The 11,931-nt window shown below is 63.6% G+C and carries 13 protein-coding genes and 2 pseudogenes; 10 read left to right on the forward strand and 5 right to left on the reverse strand.

Annotation, left to right across the window (positions count from 1 at the left end):
- The 7 genes and pseudogenes from JX325_RS07700 to JX325_RS07730 form a co-directional block, all read left to right on the forward strand.
- On the forward strand, nt 1-224 hold a 224-nt coding region (locus JX325_RS07700; RefSeq protein ID WP_204790580.1), incomplete at its 5' end, for a hypothetical protein.
- A gap of 207 nt (nt 225-431) precedes the next feature.
- Complete coding sequence (gene nrdR / locus JX325_RS07705) at nt 432-896, forward strand: transcriptional regulator NrdR (protein ID WP_204790581.1); 465 nt, start codon at nt 432-434, stop codon at nt 894-896.
- Between the two features lie 101 nt (nt 897-997).
- Nucleotides 998-1,771 (forward strand): TIGR00282 family metallophosphoesterase, encoded by a 774-nt coding sequence (locus JX325_RS07710; RefSeq protein WP_204790582.1) that lies wholly within the window; start codon nt 998-1,000, stop codon nt 1,769-1,771.
- Nucleotides 1,772-1,793: 22 nt separating this feature from the next.
- Nucleotides 1,794-2,276, forward strand: coding sequence for a YbaK/EbsC family protein (locus JX325_RS07715; RefSeq protein WP_204790583.1), 483 nt, complete (start codon nt 1,794-1,796; stop codon nt 2,274-2,276).
- Nucleotide 2,277: 1 nt separating this feature from the next.
- A complete protein-coding gene (locus JX325_RS07720; RefSeq protein WP_204790584.1) occupies nt 2,278-3,375 on the forward strand; it encodes a DNA repair exonuclease in 1,098 nt (365 codons plus the stop codon).
- A gap of 151 nt (nt 3,376-3,526) precedes the next feature.
- Nucleotides 3,527-3,868: a 50S ribosomal protein L19 gene (gene rplS / locus JX325_RS07725; protein WP_204790585.1), complete on the forward strand. Its 342-nt coding sequence runs from the start codon at nt 3,527-3,529 to the stop codon at nt 3,866-3,868.
- A 220-nt stretch (nt 3,869-4,088) separates the two neighbouring features.
- Nucleotides 4,089-5,231, forward strand: a pseudogene (locus JX325_RS07730) (sugar MFS transporter); the annotation flags it as partial.
- Between the two features lie 108 nt (nt 5,232-5,339).
- Here JX325_RS07730 and JX325_RS07735 read toward each other — a convergent pair.
- Together JX325_RS07735 and JX325_RS07740 are read right to left on the reverse strand one after the other, a co-directional pair.
- Nucleotides 5,340-6,323, reverse strand: coding sequence for an Ig-like domain-containing protein (locus JX325_RS07735; protein ID WP_204790586.1), 984 nt, complete (start codon nt 6,321-6,323; stop codon nt 5,340-5,342).
- Nucleotides 6,324-6,470: 147 nt separating this feature from the next.
- Nucleotides 6,471-7,658, reverse strand: a pseudogene (locus JX325_RS07740) (FtsW/RodA/SpoVE family cell cycle protein).
- A gap of 145 nt (nt 7,659-7,803) precedes the next feature.
- Here JX325_RS07740 and tsaE point away from each other — a divergent pair.
- From tsaE to upp, 3 genes are all read left to right on the forward strand, one after another.
- A complete protein-coding gene (gene tsaE, locus JX325_RS07745; protein ID WP_204790587.1) occupies nt 7,804-8,235 on the forward strand; it encodes a tRNA (adenosine(37)-N6)-threonylcarbamoyltransferase complex ATPase subunit type 1 TsaE in 432 nt (143 codons plus the stop codon).
- Nucleotides 8,232-8,933, forward strand: a complete 702-nt coding sequence (tsaB, locus tag JX325_RS07750) for a tRNA (adenosine(37)-N6)-threonylcarbamoyltransferase complex dimerization subunit type 1 TsaB (protein WP_204790588.1) — start codon at nt 8,232-8,234, stop codon at nt 8,931-8,933. The genes tsaE and tsaB overlap by 4 nt, the downstream gene beginning before the upstream one ends.
- A 43-nt stretch (nt 8,934-8,976) precedes the next feature.
- On the forward strand, nt 8,977-9,609 hold the full coding sequence (gene upp / locus JX325_RS07755) for a uracil phosphoribosyltransferase (protein ID WP_204790589.1): 633 nt from the start codon (nt 8,977-8,979) through the stop codon (nt 9,607-9,609).
- Between the two features lie 46 nt (nt 9,610-9,655).
- Here the strand turns inward: upp and JX325_RS07760 are convergent, their stop codons facing one another.
- The 3 genes from JX325_RS07760 to JX325_RS07770 form a co-directional block, all read right to left on the reverse strand.
- Entirely contained in the window at nt 9,656-10,378 is a 723-nt protein-coding gene (locus tag JX325_RS07760) for an amino acid ABC transporter ATP-binding protein (RefSeq protein WP_204790590.1), read from the reverse strand.
- A complete protein-coding gene (locus JX325_RS07765) occupies nt 10,365-11,075 on the reverse strand; it encodes an amino acid ABC transporter permease (RefSeq protein ID WP_204790591.1) in 711 nt (236 codons plus the stop codon). Before JX325_RS07765 ends, JX325_RS07760 begins: the two co-directional genes overlap by 14 nt.
- 65 nt (nt 11,076-11,140) lie before the next feature.
- On the reverse strand, nt 11,141-11,931 hold a 791-nt coding region (locus JX325_RS07770; RefSeq protein ID WP_243413985.1), incomplete at its 5' end, for a transporter substrate-binding domain-containing protein.

Consider the following 11,931-nt stretch of genomic DNA (forward strand, 5'->3'; position numbering starts at 1 on the left):
CCCCAGAGCAGCTCTTTCGGGCCCCCTGGCTCCGCCAGAGGCTGAAGGGCGCCCAGGGCGCAAAGGTCCGGCTATCGGGCGAAACCCGGTATCTGGCCCTGCCCTATGACCCGGCAAAGCCCTTCCCCCTGACCACCCTGTTCTGCTTTGCCCGCCTGAGGAGCATCGGCGGGGGGGCGTATATCGTCTTCGCCTTCGACAGACAGGACCGGCCCGTTTTTTAAGCGCGCCGCTTCCTGGAGAAGCTTTCCAGAAATAGGAAAAATTTTCGAAAAAGATTTGACAAAATTCTATCAATTTTGAAATTTCCGTGATATAATACACCCGAACGTTCCCGGGATGCCTCCGAAACCGCCCCGGGAAGTACCGAAGGTGCCCGTAGGTACGGACGCGGGCCGCCGGAAGCCCGGCGGAGAATCAGGAGGTCCTTTATGAAATGTCCCTATTGCGGCTTTAATGAGAGCAAGGTCATCGACTCCCGGCCGGCCGATGAAAACAACAGCATCCGCCGGCGGAGAGAGTGCCTTTCCTGCTCCCGGCGCTTCACGACCTACGAGACGGTGGAAAGCCTCCCGGTGGTGGTGGTGAAAAAGGACGGCAGCCGCCAGAGCTTTGACCGGGGAAAGGTCCTGGGCGGCATGATCCGGGCCTGTGAGAAGCGGCCCGTACCCCTGGCCCGGCTGGANAAGGTGGCCGCGGAGATCGAGCNGGAGCTTCAAAACGCCATGGAGCGGGAGATCAGCACGGAGGTCATCGGCGAGCGGGTTATGGAGAACCTGCGGAACATCGACCAGGTGGCCTATGTCCGCTTTGCCTCGGTCTACCGGCAGTTTAAGGATATCGACAGCTTCATGGAGGAGCTGACCAAGCTGCTGGCGGAGCAGAACCAGCGGTAAGCAAAAGCGGCCTGCCGGAAAAATTCCGGCAGGCCGCCGTTTTTCCCTTTGCAAAGCCCCGAATCTTTGCTATACTATAGTCCTTGGATTGGAGGACGTTTATGCTGTATCACATTCTCGCCGTGGGCGATGTAGTGGGGGAGCCGGGACTCCGGCACCTGGAAAAGGTGCTGCGGCCCCNGCAAAAATTAAAGGACGTCTCGTTCACCGTGGTGAACGGGGAGAACGCCTCCGGCGTGGGGCTGACCCGGGACCAGGCGGAGCGCATCCGGGACGCCGGCGCCGACGCGGTGACTCTGGGCAACCACGCTTTCGGCAAGGCCCAGATTGGGAATCTGCTGGACGGCGCGTCCTGGCTTCTCCGGCCCGCCAATTACTCCGGCCGGNCGCCGGGCCACGGCTGTGAAATCTTCGACCTGGGGAGCGTGCGCATCCGGGTGGTGAACCTCATCGGCCGCTGCGGCCTGGCNTGGGGGGCGGACAACCCCTTCACCCTGGCGGACCGCCTGCTGGAGCGGGGAGAGGCGGATTTCACCCTGATAGACTTCCACGCCGAGGCCACCAGCGAGAAGCTGGCCCTGGGGTACTATCTGGACGGGCGGGCNTCCGCCCTCTGGGGCACCCACACCCATGTCCCCACCGCCGACGAGCGGGTCTATCCCAAGGGCACCGGCTATATCACGGACCTGGGGATGACGGGGCCTGTGGAATCCGTCCTGGGCATCGAGCCCCAGCAGTCGGTGGAGGGCTTTTTGGGAGGACTGCCCGGGCGGNACAGGAACCCGGAGGGGCCCTGCAAGATGCAGGGGGCCCTCTTCACCCTGGACAGCGCCACGGGCCTGTGCGCCTCCGTGGAGCGGATTGATATTAGATAACAAAAGAGAGGTCGTTTCACACATGTCTATCGAGAAAGTAAGAGCCTATTTCAAGCGCTTCGGCATTGAGGACCGCATCCGGGAGTTTGAGGTTTCCTCCGCCACGGTGGAGCTGGCGGCGGTGGCCGTGGGCGTGGAGGGCGCGCGGATTGCCAAGAGCCTGAGCTTTAAGGTGGAGGACAAGCCCGTCATCATCGTGGTGGCTGGAGACGCCAAAATCGACAACAGCAAATACAAGGCCCGGTTCCACACCAAGGCGAAAATGCTCACCCATGAGGAGGCCCACAGCCTCATCGGACACGACGTGGGAGGCGTGTGCTCCTTCGCTCTGCCGGAGGACGTGAAGGTCTACCTTGACGTGTCGCTGAAGCGGTTTGAGACGGTCTTTCCCGCCGCGGGCAGCGACAACAGCGCCATCGAGCTGACCTGCGGCGAGCTGGAGAAATATTCCTCTAACTTTGCCGGGTGGGTTGACGTCTGCAAGGCGTGGCAGACGGAGGGCTGATATGCTGAAATTCATCCACGCGGCGGACTTCCATCTGGACAGCGCCTTTGCCGCCCTTCCTCCCGGGCGGGCGGCGGAGCGGCGGCGGGAGAGCCGGGAGCTGGCCTTCCGGCTGGCGGACTATGTGAACGCCCACGGCGTGCAGCTGGTGCTGCTGGCGGGAGACCTCTTTGACAGCGCCGCCCCTTACCGGGAGACCGGCGAAGCTCTGGCGGAGGCCCTGGGGCGGATGAACGCCCAGGTCTTCGCCGCGCCGGGGAATCATGACTGGTGCGGCCCAGGAAGCCCCTGGGTCACAGTGGACTGGCCCGAGAACGTCCACATTTTCCGGGAGAATGCCATGACCTCCGTGGACCTGCCGGAGCTGGGCGCCGCCGTCCACGGGGCGGCGTTCACCTCCGCGGAGCAGGGAAGCGGCCTCCTGGCGGGCTTTTCCGCGCCGGAGGACGGGAGGGTCCACCTGGGCGTTCNCCACGGCGAAATCGACCCGGCGGAGGCGCGCTACAACCCGATTCGGAGGGAGGAGATTGCCGCCTCCGGCCTTTCCTATCTGGCCCTGGGGCACATCCATAAGCGGGGGGAGCCGAAGCGGTACGGCGGCACGCTCTGCGCCTGGCCCGGCTGCATCGAGGGCCGGGGCTTTGACGAGCTGGGGGAAAAGGGCTTTTACGAGGGGGTAACCGACGGCGGGAGGACGGTCTCCTTGACCTTCGTGCCCTTCGCCCGGCGGCGGTATGAGGTTTTGGAGGCGGACGTGACGGGCCGCTCTCCCCGCTCCGCCGTGGAGGCCGCGCTGCCGGAAGACACGGCCAATGATCTTTACCGCATCCTCCTCACCGGCGAGACCGGGGAGGGCGGCGCGGACGCGAAGGCGCTGGAGACGGCCCTGGCCGGGAATTTTTACGCCCTGGAGGTCCGGGACCGCACCCGGGTGGCGGCGGACGTCTGGGCCCGGGCGGGGGAGGACTCCCTCCGGGGCCTGTTTCTCCGGGAGCTCCGGACCAGGTGGGACGCCGCCGGGGACGCGTCGGAGCGGGAGGCCGTCACCCAGGCGGTGCGCTTCGGCCTGGCGGCCCTGGACCACCGGGATTTGGGGTAAGGCAGATTTTAGGGGATCTTGCGAAAAAGTGCTTGCAATTTCTAAGAGACTGTGATATCCTATTCAGGCTACAAAGGGCGGTCCTCTGCCGCGCGCGGAGAAACGCGCAGAAAAGCGGGCAAGAACGCCTATTAAACAGGAGGAAATATCCATGGATCTCATCAAGGAACTGAACAAAGAGGCGCTGGGTAAGGAGACGCCCAAGGTGCAGATCGGCGACACCGTCCGTGTCCATGTGAAGGTCAAGGAAGGCTCCCGGGAGCGTATCCAGGTCTTCGAGGGCACCGTCATCGCCAAGAAGCACGGCGGCATCGAGGAGACCATCACCGTCCGCCGTATCTCCTATGGCGTAGGCGTGGAGAAGGTGTTCCCCATCCACTCCCCCTCCATCGACAACATCCAGGTCGTCCGCAATGGTTCCGTCCGCCGGGCCAAGCTGTATTACCTGCGGGGCCGCGTGGGCAAGGCCGCCAAGATCAAAGAAAAGCTGTAAGCAAACAAAAGAGAGGCGCAGGCCTCTCTTTTCGTTTGTCTCCCGGAGTGGGGANAGCGGGCCGCTTCCCAGCGGCGCAAGGGTAAGCGCGCTTTTGCCCCGGCGGATGCGGCTGCCGGGCGTCAACCATAGGGCATGCGGCGGGAACCTATGGACTTTTCTCTGACACATCCGGGGATTCTGTGGTATTATCGTACCGGAAACCAAGGAGGAACGCGGANTGCTTCACTTACTTCTGGCAGTTATCTATATATCTTTTATCAGCCTGGGCCTGNCCGANGCGCTGCTGGGATCGGCCTGGCCGTCTATGTACGGCCAATTCGGCGTTCCNGTCTNCTGCGCGGGGGCCGTGTCCATGATTATCGCGGTTGGGACGATTATATCCAGCCTGCAAAGCGACCGGCTCACCCNNNGNCTGGGGGCCGGGAAGGTGACGGCCGTCAGCGTGGGCATGACGGCGGCGGCGCTTTTCGGCTTTTCCGCCAGCCGGTCTTTTCTCCAGCTCTGCCTTTGGGCGGTTCCCTACGGCCTGGGGGCGGGGAGCGTGGACGCGGCGCTGAACAACTACGTGGCCCTGCACTTTGCCAGCCGCCATATGAGCTGGCTCCACTGCATGTGGGGCGTCGGGGCCTCTCTGGGGCCGTATGTCATGGGGTACGCCCTGACCGGCGGAGGGGGCTGGAATCTGGGTTACCGCTATATCGCCTTGCTGCAAATCGTGCTGACCTTGTTTTTGCTGCTGAGCCTCCCCCTGTGGAGGACTCCGGCGGGCGGCGGAACGGAAGCGGACCCGGGACCGGCAATGACCCTGGGGCAAATCCTCCGAATCCCCGGCGCGAAAGCCGTTATGGCGGCGTTTTTCTGCTACTGCGCCATAGAGCAGACCGCCGGGCTGTGGGCCAGCAGCTATCTGGTTTTGCAAAANGGCGTTCGGGCAGAGACGGCGGCGGGCTACGCCAGCCTGTTTTTCGCCGGCATTACGGTTGGCCGGGCCCTAAGCGGCTTTTTGACCATGAAGCTGAGCGACAGCCGGATGATCCGGCTGGGGCAGGGGATTATCGCGGCCGGAANCGCCGCCCTTTTGCTGCCCCTGGGGGAACGCGCCGCCCTGGCGGGACTGATTTTCATCGGCCTGGGCTGCGCCCCCATTTACCCCTGCATCATCCACTCCACGCCGGACCATTTCGGCGCGGAGAAATCCCAGGCCGTTANTGGCGTTCAGATGGCCAGCGCCTACGCGGGCACCTGCTTGATGCCGCCCCTGTTCGGCCTGATTGCCAATCACATCACGGCGTCCCTGTTCCCCGTTTATCTGCTGGCCCTATGGGCCCTGATGGTGCTGGCCTATGAGACGCTGCTGAGGAGCGGCGGAAAGGGCGCTNGACGGNGGNNGGCCCGGGNAANNGGAANCCGGCGCGNCTTAGGCCGCGCCGGTTTTTATGATCAAGAGGAGCCTGCCTTTGCCGGAGGCTTAGGCCAGCCAGCTGAAAAAACCGCGGGATTCCTCTCCGCCCTCCAGCAGGATACCGGCGGCTTCCAGCATCTGGGCCGCGNCGGCCCGGGTCACCGCCTGTTCCATGGACTGGCTTCCAAAGCTCCCGGCGGAGAGGACGCTGACGGCCTCCATGTTCCCCACGGCCTGGGCCGCCCAGGAGGGGGCCGCGCTCCGGTCCGCATACCACACGTCCAGGTCCACGTCCCCCAGATCCAGCACCNGGTCCAGGATGGTGGCAGCCNCGTTGAAGGTGACGNTCTCGTCCCCCCNGAAGGCTACGCCCTCGGCGGTGGAGCTGCCCCGGATGATGCCGTCCGCTGCCCCGGCGGCGGCGTAGGCTTTGGCCCAGGTGGGAATGACGGGGTCGTCACAAAAGCCCGTCATGGTGACGCCGGTGACCTTCCGGCCCGCCGTCTCCAGGGCCATGGCGAGAAATTCGCTGCGGCTTACCGGCTGGTCCGGCTGGAAGTAGTAGGAATCCCCAATCTTCCCGCCGGTAAAGACGCCCTTTTCCGCCAGGGTTTGGGCGGCCCGGGCGGCGGGGCTGTCCTTGGTGTCGGCATAATTCACGCCGGAGCGGGTTTTGTCGATGGTCACCGTAACTTTGGCGGGGGCCGAGACGTGGCCCTGGCTGTCCGTGGCGGTGTAGGTGAAGCGGTCGGTGCCGGTGGCGCCCTCGTCCGGGGTGTAGGTGAAGCCGTCTCCCTCAATGACGGCCACGCCCTTCCGGGGCTCGTNCGCNAGAGCGAAGGTNNTCTCGNCCCCCNNCGNGTNCGAGGCCAGGAACTGGCCCTGGCCGGGGATGCCCCGGTAGGTCCGGNTTNCCAGGTCCCAGACCTGGGGCGCANCCTCCGGGGGTGCCTCTTCGGCCTTCTTGCCNAACAGCCCCNAGGCNCNGCCGGTCNGCANCACCGCCGTCAATGCCAGCAGGGCGGCGGCTCGTGTCAGTTGGTGCTTCATAGGAAAATCATCCTCCTGTATGAATTGGTACGGGAGTAGTGTTTTCCCATTCTTTGAAATTATGCGAAAAATTGAATTTAAATGGTACGGGGAACCCCTCCTGGGTTCCCCGCACACACCCTTCCTTCCCGTTGATGAAGTCTTCCGCTAGCGCAAAGGCGACCTTGCCACCCGGCGCATCTCCGGCGAGCGCTTCTTGATTCCCGACACCACCCCCATGGCCATATACAGCGTCAGGACGGAGGACCCTCCATAGCTGAAAAAGGGCAGCGTAATGCCNATGGTGGGCATGACGAAAAGGCACATGCCGATGTTGATGACGGTCTGGAAAATCAGGATGGAGGCCATGCCCACGCAGACATAGCGGTAGAAGGGGGTCCGGGCTTTCCGGGCCACCAGCAGGATGCGGAGGATGATGGCCAGCAGCAGCAGCATGATGGCAAGGCAGCCGAAGAGGCCCAGCTCCTCCCCCGCCACGGAGAAAATCAGGTCCGTCTGCTTGGCGGGAAGGGAGGTGCTGCCGCTCTGGGTCTGGCTGCCGTTCAGATAGCCCTGGCCCCAGAGCCCGCCGGAGCCGATGGCCAGNNAGCTCCGGNTCTNCTNCCNGCCCACTCCCTGNGGATCNAAGCTGTGGTCGNNAAGGACGATAAAGCGGTTCAGCATGTATTTCATGTCCTNCGGCACCAGNTCCAGCAGCAGCACGGCGGCGATGACCCCGCCGACTCCGGAGAAGAGCAGCAAAAACCACCGCAGGGCAAAGCCCGCCACAAAGGCCATGCACAAAAAAATGAACACAAACACCAGGCCGTTGCCCATGTCGTGGGAAACCACGAAGTACAGCCCGCAGAGGCCGAGGGTGTGGGCGGCCACAGCGAAGNCGGAGGAGAAGGATTTCACGTCCTCTTTCTCCTGCCAGAGCCATTCGATCTGTTTGGCAAGCAGCAGGACGAAGGTGATCTTCACCACCTCCGCCGGGCCGATCTGGAAGGGGATGCCGGGGAATTTCAGCCAGGCCCGGTTGCCGGTGCCCCCCGCTACGCCGAAGGGCGTCCGCAGCAGGAGGATGAAGCCCACGTTGAAAGCCAAAATCCATTTCCACTTCCGGGTGATGGATTCCAGGTCCAGCATGGAGAAAAAAATATAAACGCNGACCCCCAGGCCCAGGGCNGCNCACTGGGTGACCATCCGCCGCAGTCCCTTGGAGGGGTCCAGATACCGGGTGGCGCTGAATACCANGACGANACCGTACAAAGTGGCGGTGCTNCAAAGGCCCAGCANCANCAGNTCGGCCTGCTGGATGAAGTCTGCCAGGGTGTCTTTCAATCGGTTCAGCATGATACGCTCCTTGAAATCCGGTCTTGTACTACAACAACATATGCTACCATACATGAAAAAACCTGTAAACGCCGGAAAATTACTTTTTACACTTTATTTAATTTGTGGTATACTGAATCGACCTTACAAGAAAGGAGGCCCGCCTGTGGACTACGTTTCCCACAGCGAGGCGGAGACCGAGGNCCTGGGCCGCCGCCTGGCCGNCGTCCTGGCCCCCGGGGCCGTGGTGGCCTACCGGGGAGATCTGGGGATGGGAAAGACGGCCTTCACCCGTGGCCTTGCCCGGGGGCTGGGCTATGAGGGCCGGGTGACCAGCCCCACCTTTACCATTGTCAACGAATACGAGGGCGGGGGGCTGCCCCTGTTCCACTTCGACATGTACCGCCTGGAGGACGCGGGGGACCTCTTTGACATCGGCTGGGAGGATTACCTGGACCGGGGGGGCGTGTGCGCCGTGGAGTGGAGCGAACGGGTGGAGGAGGCCCTGCCGGAGGACGCGGTAACCGTCTCCTTTGCCCGCTGCCCGGAAGAGGAAAACTGGCGGGTCATTACCATGGAAGGAGTGGGGCCGGTATGAGAATTTTGGCTCTGGAGACCGCTGCCAAGGCCGTCTCCGCCGCCGTCACCGAGGAGGGGAAGGTGCTGGCCTCCGCCTATCAGGACACAGGGCTGACCCACAGCCGGACCCTCATGCCCCTGGTGGAGCTGCTGCTGCGCAATACGGATATGACGGCGGCGGACCTGGACGTTATTGCCGTCTCGGCGGGGCCGGGGTCCTTTACCGGCGTCCGCATCGGCGTTTCCGCCGCCAAGGGACTGGCCTGGGCGGCGGAAACGCCCTGCGCGGCGGTGTCCACNCTGGCGGCNCTGGCCAGGAATGNGGCGTNTTTGGACNGGCTCATCGTCTGCGCCATGGACGCCCGGCGGCAGCAGGTCTACAACGCCCTCTTCGAGGCAAAGAACGGACGCCTCACCCGGTTGACGGAGGACCGGGCCATCGCCCTGGCGNAGCTGGCGGAGGAGCTGCGAAGCGACCCCAGGCCCAAGACCGTCCTGGGGGACGGAGGGCGGATGACCTATGACTNTTTGACGGCGGCGGGGGTGCCCTGCCGCCTGGCCCCGGCCCATCTGGTGAAGGAAAACGCCGTGAGCGTTGCCCTGGAGGCGGAGGATATCGCCCGGGCGGGCGGACTGGTGACGGCCCAGGAGCTGGCTCCGGTGTACCTGCGGCCTCCCCAGGCCGAGAGGCTGCGGCGGGAGAAACAGGGCGGCTGAATATGCTTGGCTTTTGGAAATTTCAAATAGAAGGAGCGTTTTTATGAACGGAAAAGTACACGTCATGGACCACCCCCTGGTTGCCCACAAGCTGACGATTCTCCGGGACAAGAACACCAGCGTCAAGGACTTCCGGGAGCTGGTTTCCGAGATTGGCATGCTGATTACCTACGAGGCCACCCGGGATCTGCCCCTGACCACCTGCGAGGTGGAAACCCCCATCTGCAAGACCACCGCCCCCATGCTCAAGGGGAAAAAGTTCGCCGTGGTGCCCATCCTCCGGGCGGGCCTGGGGCTGGTGGACGGCGTTTTGCGCATGGTGCCCTCCGCCCGGGTGGGCCACATCGGCCTCTACCGGAACGAGGAGACCCTGGAGCCGGTGAAGTACTTCTGCAAGATGCCCAAGGACGTGGCGGAGCGGGAGGTGCTCATCGTGGACCCCATGCTTGCTACCGGCGGCAGCGCCGAGGCGGCCATCGGCTTCATGAAGGAATACGGCTGCACCACCATCAAGCTGATGGTCCTCCTGGCNGCGCCGGAGGGCATCGCCCGCATTCAGAAGAGCCACCCGGACGTGGACATCTACTGCGGCGCGGTGGATGAAAAGCTGAACGAGAGCGGCTACATTGTCCCTGGCCTGGGGGACGCGGGAGACCGGATTTTCGGAACGAAATAAGAGACAAGCCCTCCGGCAAATGGGCCGGAGGGCTTTCGTTTTCCGTTTACAGCACCTTGCTGAGAAAATCCTTCAATCTGGGATGCTTGGGATTCCCAAAGAGCTCCGCCGGAGGCGCTTCCTCCAGCACCTTCCCGCCGGCCATGAACAGCACCCGGCTGCCCACCTCCCGGGCAAAGCCCATCTCGTGGGTCACCACCACCATGGTCATGCCGTCCCGGGCCAGCTCCTTCATCACGTCCAGCACCTCGCCCACCATCTCCGGGTCCAGGGCGGAGGTGGGCTCGTCGAACAGCATNAGCTGGGGCTTCATGGCCAGGGCCCGGACGATGGCCACCCGCTGCTTCNGCCCGCCGGAGAGCTGGCTGGGATAGGCGTCGGCCTTGTCCGTCAAATCCACCCGCTGCAAAAGGCTTCCCGCCAGCTCGTCGGCCTCCTCCTGCTTCATCAATCCCGTCCGCACCGGGGCCAGGGTGATGTTCTTCCGAATGGTCATGTTGGGAAACAGGTTGAAGTGCTGGAACACCANGCCCATCTGCTGGNGCACCTGGTCGATCTTCACCTTGGGGTCCGTAATGACGGTGCCCTGGAAGGAGATGGTTCCCGCGCTGGGCGTTTCCAGCAGGTTCAAGCACCGCAGGAAGGTGGACTTGCCGGAGCCGGAGGGCCCGATCACAACCACTTTCTCGCCGGGGTAGATGTGCTGGGAAATGCCGTCCAGCACCAGGTGGTCCCCGAAGGACTTGGAGAGGTTCTTAACGTCGATCACTTTCCCGCAGCCTCCTTTCCAGTTTCCCCTGGAGCCAGGTGAAGATGATGACAATGGCTAAGTACATGGCGGCGATGCCCAGCAGGGGCGGCATATAGTCAAAGGTCCGCCCGCCGATGGTGCTGGCGTAGTACAGCATTTCCATGCCGCCGATGGCCTGGGCCAGGGAGGTGTCCTTGAACAAGGTGATAAACTCGTTGCCAAGAGACGGCAGGATGTTCTTGAAGGCTTGGGGAATGACGATGAAGCGCATGGTGTCAAAGTACCCAAGGCCCAGGGAGCGGCCCGCCTCGGACTGGCCCGCGTCCACGCTCATCAGCCCGCCCCGGATGATTTCCGCCACATAGGCTCCGGAGTTGACTCCCAGGCCAATGAAGGCCACCAGAATCTTGTTGCGCTGGGTGGGGAAAATGACAAAGGTCCAGATGAAAAGCTGCACCAGCATGGGCGTGCCCCGGATGACNGTGGTATAAATCTGGCAGAGGACGTTTAAAATGCCCAGCACGGGATTCTTCCGGCCGATGCGCTGCTGGTCGTGGGCGGAGCGGACCACCGCCACCACCAATCCCAGCAGTACGCCGAAAATCAGGGCCACAACGGTCAGCTCCAGGGTGGTTCCCAGTCCCTGGAGGTAAAGCTTCCAGCGGCCGCCTTCCAAGAAGGCCGTGACGAACCGCTGCGCGAGCGAAGGTTTCATGGCGGGGCTCCTTTCTCGTTGCGCGGGAAAAAGGGCGGNCNGGNAGGCCNCCCTTCTCGNCGCGTTTATTCGGCGGTGATATACTTATCCACGNTGCCCTGGANGGTACNGTCGNCTTTCANCTCNGCCATGGCGGCGTTGACAGCCTCCAGCAGGGCGGTGTTTCCCTTGGCAAAGCCGATGGCGTAGTCCTCCACGGCAAACTCGGTGTCCAGGATTTTCAGGCCGTCATTGGAGGCCACAAAGCTCTTGGCGGGCTCGTTGTCGATGACCACCGCGTCCACCTGGCCGTTCACCAGGGCCATGACGGCCAGGGCACCGGTCTCATAGGCGGTGACATGATCTTCGCCATAGCCGCCGTTTTCCGGGGTGTCGGAGCAGTAAATATAGCCGGTGGTGGCCTTCTGGCAGCCGATCATCTGGGCGTTGGACAGGTCGTCCAGGGTGGCGATGGGGGAGTCCTCCTTGACGATGACCACCTGGATGCCGGTGGCGTAGCTGTCGGAGAAGTCCATAACCTGCTGGCGGTCCTCGGTGACGGTGATGCCCGCCATGGCGATGTCGCTCTGTCCGGTCTGGACGGCGGTCAGGGCCGCGTCAAAGCCCATGTCGTCCACCACCAGCTCCAGGCCCAGCTTCTCGGCGATGGCCTGGGCCACTTCCACGTCGATGCCCTCGAAGCCGCCGGCGTCGGTGGTCATCTCATAGGGAGGGAAGGCGGCGTTGGTGGACATGTGGAGCTTGCCCTCTTCCACGGTGGTGAAGGCGGGGGCGTCGGTGCCGGAATCGGCGGGGGCGGAGGAGTCGGCAGGATCGGAGGTGCCGGCGGGGGCGGAATCCCCGGCGTCGCCGGCGG

Source organism: Oscillibacter sp. CU971 (genome assembly GCF_905219725.1).
Classification (GTDB): Bacteria; Bacillota; Clostridia; order Oscillospirales; family Oscillospiraceae; genus Oscillibacter.

What these genes read in the sequence shown, in the direction of transcription:
- JX325_RS07715 (WP_204790583.1), top strand. Translation starts at nt 1,794, where the DNA reads ATGTCTATCGAGAAAGTAAGAGCCTATTTCAAGCGCTTCGGCATTGAG.
- rplS (WP_204790585.1), top strand. Translation starts at nt 3,527, where the DNA reads ATGGATCTCATCAAGGAACTGAACAAAGAGGCGCTGGGTAAGGAGACG.